Below are 17,174 nucleotides of genomic sequence, written 5' to 3' on the forward strand. Positions count from 1 at the left end.
CGACTTATGACCAACGACACGATATTGCAAAAACGCTTGCTGGATCACCTGCGCACGGCGGTGGTGATGCTCGACGCGGAGTTGCTGGTGCGCTACCTGAATCCGGCGGCGGAGATGCTGCTCTCCACCAGTGCGTCCAGGGTAGTGGGGCAGCCTCTGCCGGATTACTTTTTTGATGACCTGGATGCCCGTGGCGCCCTGAAACAGTGCATTGAGGAAGGCCACCCGTTCACCCGGCGAGAGGCCCGGCTTAACGTGGCGCCCGGCCAGCAAGCGATGGTCGATTACAGCGTCAGCCCGATCCACGAGCCCGGCCAGGCGATGGCGCTGCTGATTGAAATGCAGTCGCTGGATCGCCTGCTGCGCATCACCCGCGAAGACGCGCTGATGCATAGCCATCAGGCCACACGGGCGTTGGTGCGTGGTGTCGCCCATGAAATCAAAAACCCGCTGGGGGGCATTCGCGGCGCGGCGCAGTTGTTGGAGCGCGCTCTGCCGGACCCGGAACTGGCCGAGTACACCCGCGTGATTATCGACGAGGCGGATCGCCTGCGTTCGGTGGCGGATCGCATGCTCGGACCGCGCAAGCCGCCGGCGTTCGCACCGGTCAACGTACACGAGTGCCTGGAGCATGTGCGGCAACTGTTGCTGGCGGAGTACCCGCAAGGGGTGCTGCTGCGTCGCGATTACGACGTCAGTCTGCCGGACGTGATGGCCGATCGGGATCAACTGATCCAGGTGCTGCTGAATCTGATGCGCAACGCCATTCAGGCGCTGCTGGAAGCCCACGTGGCGGACGCCCGGGTGATCATGCGCACCCGCGTGTTGCGACAGTTCACCATCGGCGCGCAACGCCACCGGCTGGTGCTGCGCTTGGACATCGAAGACAACGGTCCAGGCATCGCCGAGGACCTGCAAGAAACGCTTTTCTATCCCATGGTCAGCGGCCGCGCCAACGGTTCGGGTCTGGGGTTGTCCATCGCGCAGTCGATCATCAGCCAGCACCAGGGGCTGATCGAATGCGAGAGCGAGCCCGGACGCACCCTGTTCAGTCTGCTGCTGCCCATGGAATCGCTGGATACAACGGAGAGTAATGGACCATGACGGCAACCATCTGGGTGATCGACGACGACCGCTCCATACGCTGGGTGCTGGAAAAAGCGCTCAGCCAGGAGGGTTTCCAACTCGCCTGCTTCGAGGACGCCGATGAGGCTCTGAACAAACTCGATGAGGGCGCTCCGGAACCGGACGTACTGATTTCCGATGTGCGCATGCCCGGCACCGACGGCCTGCGCATGCTGAAAATCCTCCAGCGCAACAACCCCAATCTGCCGGTCATTATCATGACCGCGCACTCGGATCTGGATTCGGCGGTGGCGTCTTATCAGGGCGGGGCGTTCGAGTATTTGCCCAAACCCTTTGATGTGGACGAAGCGGTGGCATTGGTGAAGCGGGGGATCAAGCACCGCAAGGAGACCGAAGAGGAATTCGTCGCACCGCCCCCGGAAACGCCCACCGAAATCATCGGCGAAGCGCCGGCCATGCAGGAAGTGTTTCGCGCCATCGGCCGGCTCAGCCATTCCAACGTGACGGTGCTGATCAATGGCCAGTCCGGCACCGGTAAGGAACTGGTGGCGCGAGCGCTGCACCGCCACTCCATGCGCCGCGAGAAGAATTTCGTGGCGCTGAACATGGCGGCGATCCCCAAGGATCTGATCGAATCGGAATTGTTCGGCCACGAGAAGGGCGCGTTCACCGGCGCCAACAGCCAGCGGGTCGGGCGCTTCGAACAATCCAACGGCGGCACCCTGTTTCTCGATGAAATCGGCGACATGCCCCTGGAGGCACAGACCCGTTTACTGCGTGTGCTGCAAGAAAGCGAATTCTACCGGGTCGGCGGCACCACACCGATTCACGTTGACGTGCGCATTATCGCCGCCACCCACCAGGACCTGGAAAAACTGGTGCACGAAGGGGACTTCCGAGAGGATTTGTTCCACCGCATCAACGTGATCCGCATCCACATTCCCAAGCTCGCCGAGCGCCGCGAGGACATTCCGCGCCTGGCCGGTTATTTTCTGCAGCACGCCGCCAGTGAATTGGGGGTGGAGCCCAAGGTGCTGCACAAAGACACGGAAAAATACCTGGCCACCATGGCCTGGCCCGGCAACGTGCGGCAACTGGAAAACACTTGCCGTTGGCTCACGGTGATGGCCTCCGGCCGCGAAGTATTGGTGGATGACCTGCCCCCGGAACTGCGCCAAAGCGCCAGCAAACCGGCGGAAGCCGGCGGCGACTGGCTGAAATCCCTGCGCCACTGGGCCGACCGTGCCCTGGCCCGTGGCGACCGCGGCATCCTCGACCAGGCGGTGCCCGCCTTCGAACGCACCATGATCGAAATCGCCCTGCAACACACCGGCGGCCGCAAACGCGACGCCGCCGCCCTGCTCGGCTGGGGCCGCAACACCCTGACCCGCAAGATCAAGGAGTTGGATATGGAAGCGGAATTCAGCGGCGAGGATTGAAAAGGGAGGTTGAAAGTTAAAAGTTAAAAGTTAAAAGTTAAAGGCGCGTTTCTGGGCTATTGCAGGGTGAAGAGGCCGTGCACGCGAACCGGAAGATTGCTCTTTGTCATCAGCCGCGTGCCCCTTCTATCAACGCAGCCGCCTTCAACTTTTAACTTTTAACTTTCAACCCGATCCACCCCCTTGCACCTCCGCCGTCGCGGACTATGCTGTTGCGGTGTTTTCCGTCGGATCGCCGCCATGCCTTTGTTTCCCCCGATCGAGCCCTACCATCGCGAGCATCTGAATGTCGGCGATGGCCATTCACTGTATGTCGAACAAAGCGGCAATCCGCGCGGCGAGCCGGTGGTGGCCTTGCACGGCGGTCCGGGCGGCGGCAGTTCGCCGTTGCTGCGCCGGCTGTTCGATCCCCAGCGCTACCGTATCGTGGTGTTCGATCAGCGCGGCGCCGGGCGCAGCAAGCCCTACGCCACCACCCACGCCAACACGCTGCCGCATCTGGTCGCGGACATCGAGCGCATTCGCGAGCATTTGCGCGTGCCGCGCTGGGCCCTGGTGCTGGGCGGTTCCTGGGGGGTGACGTTGGCGTTGTCCTACGCGCTGGCTTACCCGGCGGCGGTGGGCGCGCTGGTGTTGCGCGGCGTGTTTCTGTGCCGCCAGCAGGATCAGGACTGGCTCTACACCGAGCACGGCGCGGCGCGTTTCCGGCCGGATGGCTGGCAACGTCTGTTGGATGCGTTGCCCGAAGGCGAGGGCACCCTGTTGCAGCGCTATCAGCGCGCGCTGGATGGCGCCGGCCCGGACAGTGAACGGCTGGCGCGAGAGTGGACCTTCTGGGAGGCGAGCCTGTCGACGCTGGTGCCGCCGCCACACATCAATGTGGACCACAACGCCGGCGCCATGGCGAGCCTGGAGATTCACTACTTTCTCAATGGCGGCTTTCTTGATCGACCCTTGCTGCCCCGTTGTCCCGCCATTGAGTGCCCGGTGGAGATCGTGCACGGCCGCTACGACATGGTCTGCCCGCCGGAGCAGGCCTGGCTGTTGCACCAGGCGTTGCCGCACAGCCGCCTCAACTGGGTGGACGCGGCCGGCCACTCCAGCGCCGAGCCCGCCATCAGCGATGCACTGGTGCAGGCGGTTCAGCGCCTTGGCGATTATTAAACAGGGAAAGGGCGACACAACAAGGAGGCGCTCCAGATCGGCCTCAGCAATTCCGTTACGTCGAGTTGTCCATTCTGGTGACTTTTTTGATCTGGCGTGTTGCGCGCAGCGCGAAGCTTGCCGCGTGTCAGCGTGCCAGCCTCAGCACAAACCGCCGTTCACCGCGATCACCTGGCGGGTGATGTAGCCGGCCTCTTCGCTGAGCAGAAAGGCGACGGTGGCGGCCACTTCCTCCGGGCGACCCAGGCGGTTGGCGGGAATCGCTTTGAGAATATCGCGCACCGGCAGGTCGTCGGTCATGTCGGTTTCGATCAGGCCCGGCGCCACGCAGTTCACCGTGATGCGGCGTTTGCCCAGTTCCACTGCGAGTGCCTTGGCGGCGCCGATCAGGCCGGCCTTGGCGGCGCTGTAATTGACCTGGCCGCGGTTGCCGATCATTCCCGATACCGACGACAGCACCACGATGCGCCCCGGCGCGCGCCGTTGGATCATCGGCATCACCAGGGGATGGAGGACGTTATAGAAACCGTCCAGATTGGTGTGCACGACCCGGTCCCAGTCGTCTTCGCTGAGCGCCGGAAACGGTTTGTCTTCGCTCAGGCCAGCGTTGCAGACCACTCCGTAATAGGCGCCGTGGGCGTCCACATCCGCTTCCAGGGCGGCGCGGGTGGCGGCGCGGTCGGCGATGTCGAAGGCCAGGGTGCGCGCCTGGCCACCGGCGTCGCGCACCGCCGTGGCGACCTGCTCGGCCTGTTCCGCCTGTTGCCGGTAATGGATCACCAGGGTGTAGCCCAGGGCGCCCAGGCGCAGGGCAATGGCGCGGCCAATGCCGCGGCTGGCGCCGGTCACCAGCACGCGCAGTGCGCTTGGATCGGTCATCGCGTTGCTCCATCGGTTTGCGGGGCGGGCCGGTAGACGTTGAGGCGGGCGCTGGCATGAATGCCTTCACCGCTGAGCAGGCAGTCGAACACCGCCATGCCGGTGTCTTCACCGAGCACCTGGCTGACGCTCACCCGCAGGCTGGCACCGACGGTGAAATACGGCACATCGCACTGATAGCGGCGAGTACCGAGCAAAAAGCCCGGCGTCACCGGTTGCCGGCGCTGGCGGGCGCGCAGGCCGCCGAGCGCCGCCACCGCCTGGCTCATGTATTCCAGGCCCACCCAGGCGGGCACCCGGTCGCCGTGGTTGTACAGGCCATCGGCGCGCACTGTCAGCCGGGCATGAAGGTGGGCCTCGCCGGCGTCCTCGATGTGTTCCAGCAGCACCAGATCACCCTGGTGCGGGATCAGTTCAGCGACCGGCGGTAACGCGGTGCTCATGGCGTGGTTTCCAGCAGCAGAGAGAGATTGTTGCCACCGAACGCGAAGGCGTTGCTCAGGCAGCGGCGGGCGTTGGCGGCGCCGCCACCGGCGGCGACCAGATTCAGCGCCGGCAGCGCCGGGTCGAGCTGGCCGTCGTTGCAATGCGGCGGCAGCGGGCAGGTGGGATCGCTGAGCACCAGCCAGCACAGCCCGGCTTCCAGGGCGGCGGCGGCGCCCAGGCAGTGGCCGGTGAGTGCCTTGGTGGCGCTGGCGGGCACTCCTTCTGGAAAGACCCGCCGCACCGCCCGGGCTTCCATGGCGTCGTTTTGCGGCGTGGCGGTGCCGTGCAGGTTGAGATAATCGATCTCGCCGGCGTCACGGTCGGCGTCCGCCAGGGCGGCGTTCATGGCGGCGCTGGCACCGGCGCCGTGCGGGTCCGGCGCGGAAATATGGTGGGCATCGGAGCTGGCGCCGACGCCGGTAAGGGCCACCGGGCCCGGTTCTCGGGACATCAGGAACAGGGCCGCGCCTTCACCGATATTGATGCCGTCGCGATTGACGCTGAACGGATTGCAGAGCCGGTCGCTGACCGCGCCCAGGCTGCGAAAACCCTGCACGGTGAGGTGGCACAGGCTGTCGGCGCCGCCGGCGATGACCAGATCGCACAGGCCGTTGCGCAGCAGGGCACGGGCGCTGGCCAAGGCGCGACCACTTGAGGAACAGGCGGTGGACAGGGTCAACGCCGGGCCGCGAACGTCCAGATGGCGGGCCAGGAAATCGGCACCGCTGCCGAGCAGTTGCTGGCGGTAGTGGTAATCCGCCGGCGCCGGCTGCTCGCGGCGCCAGCAGGCCATCGCCCGCTCGCCCTGATCGATACCGGAGGTGCTGGTGCCCAGCACCACGCCAATGCGCTCGCGGGGCACGCCCCGGGCCAGCCGCGCCAGCTCATCGCGCAGTGGCGCCAGGGCGGCCAACAGCAGTTGATTGTTGCGGCAGGCGTAGTCCGCCAGCGCCGCCGGAATCCCGGGCAGCTCGCCGCGCACCTGGCCGAGCGGCCCCGGGTGGCCGGGGTGCCAGTGGTCGGTGATCACCAGCCCGCCACGGTCGCCGGCGCTCATGGCGCGGCGCACGCTGGCCGGGTCGTTGCCGAGCGCGCACACCAGCCCCAGTTGGTTGAGATAAACGGTCACGGCGCGGCTCCGGTGGCGTCAGGCAGCGGGGTGACGGTGAGCCGGTAGCCGTATTGTTTGTTGTCCAGGGTGGCCGGGCTGCTCCAGCGCTCCTTGCCCTGGTAGTCCACATGGGCGCGCAGCACCTCGCCTTCGTAGAGATCCCGGGAGCCGGCGTGTTGTTCCAGGCGCCAGGGCGGCGACAGGGTTTTGCGCAGGCTGTCGATGGGCCAGAAGATCAGCTGAATGTCCGCCAGAATGATGTCCGGAGACACCGGCCGGGGCAGCAGCGGCGAGCGGTTGATTTCGATGTTGCCCGGCGTTTGCAGAAGCTGGAACACCGGCAAGCCGGTTTCGGTGAGCGCCACCACCCGGGTTTCGCCCTCGGCGGTGATCAGCACGCAGTGCAGGCGCTGGCTCTGCTGGTCCCAATCGATTTCCAGCAAATGCTCCACATGGTGGCGTTCGGTGAGCGGCGCGGCCAGCGGGCGCACCGAGCGCGGCGGCATCAGCCAGGACTGGCAGCCAGCGAGCACGGCGGCGCATAAACAGATCAGAAGTCTTGAGCGCATAGTTCGGCGAGGGTATCCAGGCGGCGTTGATGGTGTTGCACGTAGGGGTTGTTCTGGTCCCAGGCGTAGCCGGCCAGAATCGAGCAGATCATGCGTTTGATCGCCGGCGGCGGGGCGCGGTGGAACAGCACTTTCTGAAAGCGGCCGTCGTACCAGCCGCTGACATAACTGCGGAACGTGTCCACGCCCCGTTGCAGCGGCGTGGCGAACTGGTGTTGCCAGTCCACCGTTTCTCCGCCCAGTTGCCGCGTCAGTACGTCGGCGGCCAGCGTGGCTGAGTGCAGAGCAATGGTAACCCCGGAGGAGAACACCGGATCGAGAAATTCACCGGCGTTGCCGAGCAGCGCGTAGCCGGGCCCATGCAGTTGGCTGACCGCCGCCGCATAGCCGCTTTGCCGGCGCGCCGGGGTGAGTGGGCGCGACGCCAGCAGCAACAGGGAAAGCCCCGGCTCGCTGTCCACCGCCGCTTGCAGCGCGGCGTCGTTGTCTTGCGGCAGTGTATCGAAATAATCCGGCGGGCCGACCACGCCCAGCGAGGCGCGGCCATCCGCGAATGGAATCAGCCAGAACCACACGTCCGGGCGCTTTTCATGCACGGTGATGAGGATCTTTTCGCGGTCGAAACCGGGGCCGCGAATGCGATCCTCGATGTGCGCGAACAGGGCGCCACGGGCAGCAAAGTCACTGGGCTTTTCCAAACACAGCAAGCGTGGCAGCACGCGGCCGAAGCCGCTGGCGTCGAGGGCGAAGCGGGCGCGCAGCCGGCGTTCGTGCCCTTGCTCATCGCGCAGGGTGGCGGTGACGCCGTCGCCGCCGGGCTGGAAATCGATCACCGAGGTGCCGAACTCCAGGCGCGCGCCGCGCTGTTGCGCCTGCTCCGCCAGGATCTGATCGAAGCGGGCCCGTTCCACCTGCCAGGTGTAATCCCAGCCGGCGGTGAACTGTTCATCGAAATGGAACGCCGCTTTACGCGCGCCCCAGGCAAAGGCGGCGCCGTTCTTGCGTTGAAAGCCCGCCGCGCCCAGTGCCTCGAGCATGCCCGCCTGTTGCAGGTATTCCATGCACTGGGGCAGCAGGCTCTCGCCAATCGAGAAGCGCGGGAAGTGCTGCTTCTCAACGATATGGACATCATGGCCGGCATCGCGGAGCAGGGCACCGGCGACGCTGCCGGCGGGGCCGGCGCCAATGATCAGTACATCGCAATCGAAACTCATGGTCGGGTGGTGTCCTCGCTGGGTGCGGGGGGCGGCCGGGACAACAACGGTGCCAGCAGCAGCGCCCCCAGGATACCGATAAGCAGGGTCAGGCCGAAATCGTGAACCAGCCGGGTGCTGCTCAGACTCAGCAGGCCGAACGACAGACCGGTGGTCAGCGCGGATACCAACACCGCCAGGGCGGCGCCACCGGCCCCGTGCTGTTGGGTCGGCTGGGCGCAGAAAATGGCGTAATCGATGCCAATGCCGAGCACCAGATACAGCGCCACCACGTTGATCAGGCTGATGCCGCCACCCAGCCAGCCGAGCGCGCCCAGGGTCAGCAGCGACGCCAGCGCCGGCACGCCGAGCAGGCTCAGCGCCCGGCGCGGCCCACGGACCAGCGTCAGCACCACGCCGCTGAGCAGATAGGCGGCGATCAGCAGCAAGCCCAGATGGTGGCGCAGGGCGGCGAAGGTGGCGCTGAGGCGGCCGGCGCGATCCACGAAATAGACGCCGCCCGCCGGGTTCTGCAGGGCGGCCAGCGCCGCCGGCCGCTGTAATCCGCCGAGGCTGACCAGGCTGGTGCAGCCATTGGCATTACAGCCGCCCCATTGCGCACTCAGCCCGTCGTCGCCCAAGGCCCGCAGCCAGTCCCGCAGGGCCAGCTCGCGGCCGGCGGCATCCCGCCAGGCCTGGCGTTGCGCCTCGATGGCTGGTTGGCCGAAGCCGAGCCGTTGCAGATAGGCCGCCAGGCGCGGCTGCTGATAGAGGCCGGCGCCAAGTTGCTGGTGGGTGCGCTGCTGTTCGGCGGCCGGCCGCCAGCCCTGGCTGAGCGCGCGGAAATCGTCCAGGGCGCCGTCGCGCACCCGCGCTTGCAAAGATTTCACCAGACGCTGTTCGCGTTGCCACCACTGGGATTCGTCGTCGCCGTGCACGATCAGATACTGGCTGGCGCCGCCGGGCAGGATCGCCTGCACGCTGCTCGTCTGCGCCTCCAGCCAGGGCGGCGGGCTCTGGAACCGGCGCACGTCGTCGGCGCCGTGCAGCCGTAGCGCGCCGGCCGCCAGCAGCAACGCCAACAACGCCAGTGGCCAGCGCCCGCGCCGCAGCAGGCCCGGCCATTTCAGCCGCCAGCGGTGGGCGGCGGCGAGCAGACGCTGGCGTGGCGGTAGCGCCAGAGCGCCACTCAGCGCTGGCAGAACAACCATCACGGTGAGCCAGGCGCCGGTTAGCCCGGCGGCGGAGAACACCGCCACCTGGCGCAGCCCGGGAAACGCCGCCAGCCCCATGGCCAGGTAGCCCAACACGCTGCTGATCAGCGCCAGGGCCAGCGGCGCCGCCAGCCGTTGGCGGGTGCGCCAGGCGGATTCGCGGGCGGCGAAGCGGTGGCAAAAGAAATGCACGCTGTAATCCACCGCCACGCCGATCAGGCTGGCCCCGAACACCAGGGTCAACAGATTGAGCTGGGCGAACAGCGCCAGGCAGGCGGCCAGGCCGCACAGTACGCCGCTGGCGACGCTGAGCAGCGCCAGCAGCATCGGCCGCGGGCTGGCGAACAGCGCCAGGAACAGCACCACCACCGCGATCAGCGAGACGCTGCCGATGGTGCTGATTTCGCGCCGCGCGCTGTCGGCGCCGGCGGCGCTGTACAGCGGCACGCCGGTAAAGCGCAGCGCCAGCCAACGCTGTTGCAGCCGTTCGGTGAGTGCCAGCAGGCGGCTCTGGTCGGCCAGGGAGAAGCCGTTGCCGGCCAGCGATGCCACCGTCAGGCTCCAATAACGCTGGCCGTGGCGGGTCAGGGGAATCTTCCCATCAAGCTCCAGGGCCAGGGGCGCCAGACTTTGCAGGTAGCGCTCGAACAGAAACAGGGGGTCGCTGCCGAGCTGGCCGCTGGACACTCCGAACGGGCCGAACACCCGGGCCAGCGCCTGATCGATCAGGGCCCGTGGGCGCCGCTGGTCCAGGGCGGCCTGGTCGGCGTCGGCGAGCAGGTTGAAGCGGTATCGGTAGAGCGCCTGGTAACGCTGGCGCATGGCCTCGGCGTCGAGGCTTGGGCCGATGTCGTGAAACAGGCCACTCGTCGCCAGCGTTTGGCGCAGCGCCCGGGCTTGTTCGGCGGCGTCGGCGCCAGTGTCGGCGGGGATCAGCCACAGGGTTTGCGTGGCAAAGCGCCGCTGGTAGCCCTCACTGAGCGCCTGCGCCCCGGGCGGTAATGTTTGCCCGGGCAGCAGGTCGAGCAGATCACTGTTCAGCCATGGCCCTTGGGTGCGTGTCGCCACCAGACCGGCGGCCAGCGCCAGCACCGCCAGCCACAACAGCGGGCCGGCGGCCCGCCGTCGCTCAGGGCGCAAGCTGGCGCTCCTCCTCGGCGCTCAGGGCCTCGGGGTATTCAATGTGGGTCAGGGTGGTGATGCTGTAATCGCCGTTGGGATAATCCAGGCGGAAAAACGACGGGCTGCTGTCGCCGGTTACCAGAAGGCGGCTGAGCACCTGGGCCAGGTTGGCGTTGCGCGGCGTCATCGCCAATCGCCAGTTGCCGTTTTTCAGTTCGCTGGCCTGGATATCGAAGTGCGGCTCCAGGGCGGCGATGTCGCCGGCCAGCACTTCCATCAGCCGCCGCGCGAACTGCTCGCCGCCGGGCAGCAGGCCCACCTGGCCGTTGCTGTAAAGACGGCCGTTGACCAGTTTGATGCGGCTTTGGAAGGGAGTGGCGACGGTCCACACCAGCCCGCGGTCGCGTACCAGCAGGATATGGCCGGTGGCGGTGAGCGGCGCCGGCAACAGGGAAAGATGCTGCTGCTGTTGGAAATCGGCGCGCACAATGGGCACCTCCACCAGACGCTCGCGAATCTGATCCAGGCTGACATCGGCGGCCTGGGCGGTGGCGGCCAGCAGCCACAAAGCGAGGCCGTAACACAGCGCGCGCAGCGGTGAGCGTGGCAAACGGGCAATGGCGTTCATAACGGTTTTACTCCGAGGCGATCCAGTAACACCGGCGGCGAGCGGTAGAGCATCTCGCCGGAGGCGATCTCCACCGCCACCTGCACGCTGTGGCCGCGGGCCAGGCGCTGGCCGTGGGCGTTGTGGATCTGGTAGCTGATTTTCAAACGCTGGTGCCACTCACGCACGGTGGCGGTAACGGTGATGCGTTCGCCGAAGCGCGCCGGGTGCGCGTAACGCAGGCGCACATCGATGATCGGCCAGAGGTAGCCGGAGGCGCGCATCTGCGGATAGTTGTAGTCGAAGCGCTCGAGCAGGGCGCAGCGGGCCAGTTCGCAATATTTCAGGTAATGGCCGTGCCAGACCACTTCCATCATGTCCACGTCGTGGAACGGAATCTCCACTTCCACGCTGTGTCGCAGACGCGCCTCGGACGCTTCGTTCATGGCCGCTCCCGTTCCGTGTCCACGGAGTATGACGCCGGCGTTTCATGCTGGTGCCAGAAATCGTAAAAATTAAACCATTGCAGGGGCGCGCCCAGGCAGTGCCGCTCCAGTTCGGCGGCGAACGCGCCGACATAGCGGGCCAGCGCCGCCTGGCGCTCGTGGCGCGGCAGCCGCACCCGTTCGGTGAGCCGTGCGAAGTGAATTTCGAAGCGCTGCTGGCGGCGCACGCAAAACAACGACAACACCGGACAGCGCAACAGGCTGGCGAGAATAAACGGGCCCTGGGGGAACGGCGCGGGGGCGCCGAGAAACGGCACCGTGGTGGTGCGCGGCGTGCCGCTCAGTGGTACCCGGTCGCCCATGATCGCCACCAGCTCGCCGGCGTCGATGCGTTGTTGCAGCACGATGGCGGTGGCCGGATTGAGGCTGCTGACCTGGATCAGCGACAGGCTGGCGTCGCCGCTCACCTCGCTGAGCAGGCGGTTGAATTTCTCGGCGTGGTGAGTGTGCACCAGCACGGTCAGGCGCACCCCGGGGCGTAACTGGGACAGCGCCCGGCACACTTCCATGTTGCCCAGATGGGCGCCCATCAGAACCGCGCCACGGCCGCTGTCGAGCACCTTGATAAGGGTGTCGCGGCCGATCACGTCGACCGTATCCAGAGCCACTTCGCCGCGCCAGGCGCTGAGTTTGTCGATCATGGTGGCGCCGAACGCCTGGAAATGACGCAGGCTGTCGCGCCGGTTGCCGCGCAGGCCGGTGTGCGGTGCCCACGTCGCCAGCCGGGCAAGATAGTCGCGGCTGGCGCGGCGGGCACCCGGATTGGTCAGCCAGAAATACAGCACCGCCGGCTTGATCAGCCACAGGCACAGCCGCCGCCCGAGCAGCCGGTACACGGCCAGCACCAGGCGCATGCCCCACAGCACGCCGCGTTCCTCGATCTGAAACCAGGGGCGCGGGTCGCTCATCGCCAGCGCCGCCGCAGCAGGACGGGCAGGCGGCGCAGCATGCCCAGGAACAGCCGCGCGTGCATGCCGGCGATCAGCACGTTGTCGCGTAGCAGGCGGAAATGGGACACGCCGTCGTTGGGGTAATGCACCGCGGTGGGCAGGTTGATCACGGTGACGCCGCGCCAATGCAGGCGCACCAGGATCTCGCAATCGAATTCCATGTGTTTGCCCGCCCCTTCGCTGTCGATCAGCGCCAGGGTGCTGGCCAGCGGATAGACGCGAAAACCACACAGCGAATCGCGAATCTCCAGAGACAGGGTATTGATCCACACGCACACGTGGCTCAGATAGCGGCCGTACAGGCGTATCGCCGGCACCGAATCGTCGTACACCGGGATGCCGGTGATCAGGGCTTGGGGGTGCGCCTCGGCGGTGGCCAGAAAGCGCGGCAGGTCGTTGCTGTTGTGCTGGCCATCGGCGTCGATTTGCAAGGCATGGCTGAAGCCCAGCCGCTGCGCCAGGCGCAGGCCGTCGATCACCGCCGCGCCCTTGCCGCCGTTGCGCTCGCGGCGGTGCAGGGTGAGGCGTTCCGGCTCGGCGTCGGCGAGCGCGCGCAGAATCGCCGCGCAGTCGGCGTCGCTGCCGTCGTCGATCAGCAACACCGGCAGCGCGCAAGACTGCGGCGGCGCGCGCAGGCTCTCCAGCACCCGGCCGATGCCGTGGCCGTGATTGAACACCGGGATCACGATGCAAGGGTGCATCAGCGTGGCTCCTCGAACACCAGGCGGGCGCTACTGTGCGGCCCCTGCCGTGAACGGAAAGCAAACCGCAGGGTGCCAGTGGAGGCCTGCCATTGCAGGGTCAGCTGCAACTCGGCGCCGGGCAGGATCAGATCGTGGAATTTGAGTGCCTGCAACCGGTAACCGCCGTCGGGCAGCTCGAAGTAACGCCGCGCCAGGCCCTCCGCCCAGTCGATCTGCACCACACCCGGCAGCACCGGCTGGCCAGGAAAATGGCCGCTGAACCACGGCAGGTCAGCGGCCACGCCGAGGCTGACGGTAACCTGGTCGGCGGCGCTCCAGTGGGCGTCGCCGGGTTCGGGCAGCCGCGCCTGGCTGTGTTTGAACAGCGCTTGCAGCGCCCGCATTGGCACCTTGCCCTGGCCGGTCTCGGGCAGCGCCGCCACCAGCCGCCAGCGGCGTGGCACGGCGATGGTTTCCAGGTTGGCGGCGAGCCGCTGGCGCAGCCGCCGGATCAGCGCGGCGCGGCCCTGCTCCCGTTGCAGGGTCTCGCCCTCGGCGGAGAGCACCAGCACCGCGCCCAGGCGCTGTTCGCCCGCTGGTTGCAACGCGCGCGCCTCGGCCACCGCCGGGTCGGCCAGCAGCGCCTGCTCCACGGCGCTCAACGAGACCCGCTTTTCTTCCACTTTGACGATGCGGTCCAGGCGCGCGCCGAGGTGGAAGCGGCCGTCGTCGCGCAGGGTGATGGCGTCGGCCAGGGGCCAGGGCTGGCTCTCGCCCAGATGTGGGGAGCGCAACAGGGTGGCGCCCCGTGGGCCCGGTTCCAGGCGCACCCCGGGCAGCGGCGTCCAGGCGTCGTCGTTGTCCGCGCCCTGGCGCCGCCAGGCGATGCCGCCGGTTTCGCTGGAGCCGTACACTTCAATGGCGGCCTGGCCGGCGCGCTCGGCCAGGGCCAGAGCGGCGTCCTCGGGCAGTGGCCCGCCGGAGGAGAACACCGCCTGGAGGCCGCCGGCGCTGGCCCAGGGCAGATCGTCGGGGAGCCGTTTAAGGTGGGCCGGGCTGGCCACCCAGGCCAACTCGCCGGCGCTCGCCAGGGCCAGCACGCTGGCCGGGTCCTGCAGCGTTTCGCTGTGCACGGTGCGGCCGCTGGCCAAGGGCCACAACAGCCGGAACAGCAAGCCGTAAATGTGTTGATGGCTGACCGTGCCGGCGAAGGCAGCGCCGCCCAGCCCGGCGCCGAACGCCTGCTCCAGGATCGCCACCTCATCGAACAACTGGCGGTAGCGTTTGCTGATCGCCTGGGGCTCGCCGCTGGAGCCGGAGGTGAAAATCACCAGCTCCGCGTCCGCGTCCAGGGGGCCGGCCGGCAGAGGCACGGTGCCGGTGGGCAGCGCGGTGGGGCGCGGCCAATCGCCGAGCAGCGCCTGGCAGTGCCGGCCCAGGGCCTGTTCGGTGCCGGGCTGGTTATTGCCGGGCAGCCAGGCGCGTTTGCCGCTTTGCCACAGCGCCAGCAGCGCCACCAGGGCCGGGTAGCCATGGTCATGGAACAGCCCCCAGTCGCGCGCCGGGTGGGCGGCCAGGGCGCCGGCCAGGGCGGCCACGTCCTGGCGCAGCCGCTGGCCGTGCCGTGGCTCGCCGGCGTGCATTGCCAGCACCGCCTGGTCGGGCAGGTCGAGCAGCAAGCCGGGGGGCGAGAGCAAGGTGTTACTCATAAAGCCTGGTGGTCCTCTTCATCCTTGGGGTGGCCCATCTTCTTGGCATGCCGAGCCCGGGCCCGGCGGCGATACAACCACTCACCGGCGAACAGCACGGCCATCAACAGGTAGCTGATCAGACCGTTATACAGGCTCCAGATGGCAACACTGGTGAACCGCGCGGTGTACAGGGCGAGTGTGCCATTGAGCAGAAAAAAAAAGCACCACAGTAACGTCACGCCACGGGTATAGCGCACCGCCGCCGCCGGCAGCTCCGGTTCGCGCCAGCGCGCCAGCCGCTCGATCAGCGAGGGCGGGCGCCAGAGCGTCCAGGCGAACAGCGCCAGCAGGGTCAGATTCACCAGCACCGGGTACAGGCGCAGCGTGAACTCGTCATCGCGCCACATCGCCAACACCGCGAACGCCAGCAGCGCCAGCCCGGCCAGCCCGCCGTGGCGGGGGCGGGCAATCAGCAGGCGCGCCGCCAGCAGCGCGGCCAGTGCGGCCGCCAGAACCTGGGGTGAAAAATGGCGCAGCCCGGCGTACACCGCCAGCGGATACGCCAGGGTGGCCGCGATCACCAGGATCAGCAACGCGCCACGCATGGTGGTCAGGCCCGGGTGTTGCGTACGAAATCCGCCAGAGCGCGGACGCTGGCGAAGTGTTCCCGGGTGGTTTTGTCGTCGGCGTCGATTTTCACGTCGTAGCGTTTGGAAATCGCCAGACCCAGCTCCAGGGCGTCGATGGAATCCAACCCCAGGCCGTCGCCGAACAGCGGCTCGCCGGCATCGATGTCGTCGCTGCCGATCTCTTCCAGATCCAGGGTGGTGATGATGAGCTCCTTAAGCTCCTGTTCCAGATGGTCGCTCATGAACGGTGGGTCTCCTCGCTGAATCGGTGTTGCAAGTGTTCGGTCAGCCGCCGGGCCGCCAGGGGCAGGGCGGTGCCGGTGAACGGGGTCAGGTCGATGTCGTCGCCAACGCGCAGGCTCACCGTGAAGCGGCGCGTTGGAATCCGGTACCAGGGTGTGCCCTTGGTCAGGGTCGCCGGCGAACAATGGATGAACACCGGCGTCACCACGGCATCGGCGCGCAGCGCGATGTTGGCGGCGCCGCGTTGAAAGCGCGCCAGCTGACCCGGCTCACTGCGGGTGCCCTCGGGGAAGATCACCATGCTGCCGCCCTGGCGTAACCAGCGTACCGACTCGTCGACCATGGTGACCGGATCGCGGTTGCTGATAAAGCCGGCGCCGGCCACCGGCCAGCGGGTAAAGGGGTTGTGCCGCAGCGACGCCTTGACGATGCAGTTGGCGTGGCGGATGCGGCTGACCAGGCACACCACGTCGATCAGGCTCGGGTGGTTGGCGATGACCAGCTGGCCGGGTCGATTAAGCCGCTCGCCGCCGCTGACCTGGCAACGCATCACGCCGAGCCCCTGCATGATCGCCAGATGCAGCCGGAACGCCAGATGCACCAGATGCTGGCCGCGCCGCGCCCGTCGCGCTGGCGGTCCCGGCAGCAACCGGTTCAGGCTCATGGGCACGGCCAGCAGCAAGGCACCCAGGCCGAACACCATGAAACTGAGGGCGGTGCCGGCCAGTCGCCAGGCTTTATTCAGGGCGCGCATGGTGGCTCCAGTGCCAGTCACTGCGATCGCCAGCCAGCGTCAGATCGGCCTCGCCACGGGCCAGAAAGCGGGCCAGCCGGGGGCCCTGAGCGAGCTGAGGACGGCTGCCCGGGGCGCTGGTCAGGGTGTAGCGCTGCCCTCGCTCGCCGAGCAACAGGGCCAACGCCCAGGGAAAGGGGTCGCTTTTGTAGTAACGGTGATACTGGTGCGGCAGGGGCGCCTCGTAGAGCACCACCAGCACCGGCTGTGACGGTGAGGCCAGGCAGTGCGCTTCGAGCAGGGCGGCGCCGAGGCCGTCACCGGCCAGGGCAACGCTGCTGGCCGGTGCCCGGTTGCCCAGGGCGATGCTCAATTGGCCGCTGACGGCGTTGTGGACCGACAGACTGAACGCCGCCGGAGACAGGGGCTCGCCATCGGCGATGTCTTCCAGCAGGCCGATGGTGCGGCTCAATTCGCCATGGGTGGAGGCAAGCACCGTGGGCACCGAGCCGGCCAGGTCGCCGGCCGCCTGGCGGGCCACCTGGAACACGCCCCGGGCCAGCGGCGCCAGGCGGCGGCGCTGCATCGCCGGCAGCCATTCCAGGGCCGGTGGGTTGCCGGTGGCAGGCGCGGCATCGCCGGACCAGCGCGCCCATTGTTCGGCGCTTTCCAGACCTGGTGCCCATGCGGCCCAGCGGGCCAGTGTGATGGCGAATTCGGGCATGATGTCCCAATCAGAAAGCCGCGACGTGGCCCGGGCGGGGCCGGCCGGTCGGGCGGTCCTGCGCGCCCCGGCCGCCGGGGCGGCGGTGGTGTTATCGTGGTTTGTTTTCCGTGCCGCGATTATACATACACCGATAAGGCGACAC

Annotated in this window: 18 protein-coding genes; 3 read left to right on the plus strand and 15 right to left on the minus strand. The window is 67.6% G+C overall.

Annotated elements, in window-relative coordinates; translation table 11 throughout:
- Positions 1–6 precede the first annotated feature (6 nt).
- The 3 genes from glnL (at position 7) to pip (ending at position 3,689) form a co-directional block, all read left to right on the plus strand.
- A complete protein-coding gene (gene glnL, locus CGS25_RS05190; protein ID WP_198588699.1) occupies positions 7–1,104 on the plus strand; it encodes a nitrogen regulation protein NR(II) in 1,098 nt (365 codons plus the stop codon).
- Entirely contained in the window at positions 1,101–2,525 is a 1,425-nt protein-coding gene (glnG, locus tag CGS25_RS05195; RefSeq protein ID WP_101674806.1) for a nitrogen regulation protein NR(I), read from the plus strand. Before glnL ends, glnG begins: the two co-directional genes overlap by 4 nt.
- A 240-nt stretch (positions 2,526–2,765) precedes the next feature.
- On the plus strand, positions 2,766–3,689 hold the full coding sequence (gene pip / locus CGS25_RS05200) for a prolyl aminopeptidase (RefSeq protein ID WP_101674807.1): 924 nt from the start codon (positions 2,766–2,768) through the stop codon (positions 3,687–3,689).
- A gap of 141 nt (positions 3,690–3,830) precedes the next feature.
- Here pip and fabG read toward each other — a convergent pair whose 3' ends face one another.
- The 15 genes from fabG to CGS25_RS05275 are packed head-to-tail and all read right to left on the minus strand — an operon-like array spanning position 3,831 to position 17,029.
- Positions 3,831–4,568 carry a 3-oxoacyl-ACP reductase FabG gene (gene fabG / locus CGS25_RS05205; RefSeq protein WP_101674808.1) on the minus strand — a complete coding sequence of 246 codons (738 nt, stop codon included), beginning with the start codon at positions 4,566–4,568 and terminating at the stop codon, positions 3,831–3,833.
- On the minus strand, positions 4,565–5,011 hold the full coding sequence (locus tag CGS25_RS05210; protein WP_101674809.1) for an ApeP family dehydratase: 447 nt from the start codon (positions 5,009–5,011) through the stop codon (positions 4,565–4,567). The genes fabG and CGS25_RS05210 overlap by 4 nt, the downstream gene beginning before the upstream one ends.
- On the minus strand, positions 5,008–6,183 hold the full coding sequence (locus CGS25_RS05215) for a beta-ketoacyl-ACP synthase (protein ID WP_101674810.1): 1,176 nt from the start codon (positions 6,181–6,183) through the stop codon (positions 5,008–5,010). The genes CGS25_RS05210 and CGS25_RS05215 overlap by 4 nt, the downstream gene beginning before the upstream one ends.
- Complete coding sequence (locus CGS25_RS05220; protein WP_089031056.1) at positions 6,180–6,734, minus strand: DUF3261 domain-containing protein; 555 nt, start codon at positions 6,732–6,734, stop codon at positions 6,180–6,182. The genes CGS25_RS05215 and CGS25_RS05220 overlap by 4 nt, the downstream gene beginning before the upstream one ends.
- Positions 6,716–7,948, minus strand: coding sequence for an NAD(P)/FAD-dependent oxidoreductase (locus tag CGS25_RS05225; RefSeq protein ID WP_101674811.1), 1,233 nt, complete (start codon positions 7,946–7,948; stop codon positions 6,716–6,718). Before CGS25_RS05225 ends, CGS25_RS05220 begins: the two co-directional genes overlap by 19 nt.
- A complete protein-coding gene (locus CGS25_RS05230) occupies positions 7,945–10,281 on the minus strand; it encodes an MMPL family transporter (protein WP_101674812.1) in 2,337 nt (778 codons plus the stop codon). The genes CGS25_RS05225 and CGS25_RS05230 overlap by 4 nt, the downstream gene beginning before the upstream one ends.
- Positions 10,271–10,891, minus strand: coding sequence for an outer membrane lipoprotein carrier protein LolA (locus tag CGS25_RS05235; RefSeq protein WP_101674813.1), 621 nt, complete (start codon positions 10,889–10,891; stop codon positions 10,271–10,273). Before CGS25_RS05235 ends, CGS25_RS05230 begins: the two co-directional genes overlap by 11 nt.
- A complete protein-coding gene (locus CGS25_RS05240) occupies positions 10,888–11,316 on the minus strand; it encodes an acyl-CoA thioesterase (RefSeq protein WP_101674814.1) in 429 nt (142 codons plus the stop codon). The genes CGS25_RS05235 and CGS25_RS05240 overlap by 4 nt, the downstream gene beginning before the upstream one ends.
- A complete protein-coding gene (locus CGS25_RS05245; protein WP_101674815.1) occupies positions 11,313–12,284 on the minus strand; it encodes an LpxL/LpxP family acyltransferase in 972 nt (323 codons plus the stop codon). Before CGS25_RS05245 ends, CGS25_RS05240 begins: the two co-directional genes overlap by 4 nt.
- Positions 12,281–13,027 carry a glycosyltransferase family 2 protein gene (locus CGS25_RS05250; RefSeq protein ID WP_101674816.1) on the minus strand — a complete coding sequence of 249 codons (747 nt, stop codon included), beginning with the start codon at positions 13,025–13,027 and terminating at the stop codon, positions 12,281–12,283. Before CGS25_RS05250 ends, CGS25_RS05245 begins: the two co-directional genes overlap by 4 nt.
- Positions 13,027–14,718, minus strand: coding sequence for an AMP-binding protein (locus tag CGS25_RS05255; RefSeq protein ID WP_101674817.1), 1,692 nt, complete (start codon positions 14,716–14,718; stop codon positions 13,027–13,029). The genes CGS25_RS05250 and CGS25_RS05255 overlap by 1 nt, the downstream gene beginning before the upstream one ends.
- Entirely contained in the window at positions 14,715–15,305 is a 591-nt protein-coding gene (locus CGS25_RS05260) for a COG4648 family protein (protein ID WP_089031064.1), read from the minus strand. Before CGS25_RS05260 ends, CGS25_RS05255 begins: the two co-directional genes overlap by 4 nt.
- 5 nt (positions 15,306–15,310) lie before the next feature.
- Positions 15,311–15,571 carry a phosphopantetheine-binding protein gene (locus tag CGS25_RS05265; protein ID WP_101674818.1) on the minus strand — a complete coding sequence of 87 codons (261 nt, stop codon included), beginning with the start codon at positions 15,569–15,571 and terminating at the stop codon, positions 15,311–15,313.
- Positions 15,568–16,326 (minus strand): lysophospholipid acyltransferase family protein, encoded by a 759-nt coding sequence (locus tag CGS25_RS05270; RefSeq protein WP_101674819.1) that lies wholly within the window; start codon positions 16,324–16,326, stop codon positions 15,568–15,570. Before CGS25_RS05270 ends, CGS25_RS05265 begins: the two co-directional genes overlap by 4 nt.
- Complete coding sequence (locus CGS25_RS05275; RefSeq protein ID WP_101674820.1) at positions 16,310–17,029, minus strand: beta-ketoacyl synthase chain length factor; 720 nt, start codon at positions 17,027–17,029, stop codon at positions 16,310–16,312. The genes CGS25_RS05270 and CGS25_RS05275 overlap by 17 nt, the downstream gene beginning before the upstream one ends.
- Positions 17,030–17,174: the final 145 nt, after the last annotated feature.

The organism is Alloalcanivorax mobilis (assembly GCF_002864685.1).
GTDB classification, from domain to species: domain Bacteria; phylum Pseudomonadota; class Gammaproteobacteria; order Pseudomonadales; family Alcanivoracaceae; genus Alloalcanivorax; species Alloalcanivorax mobilis.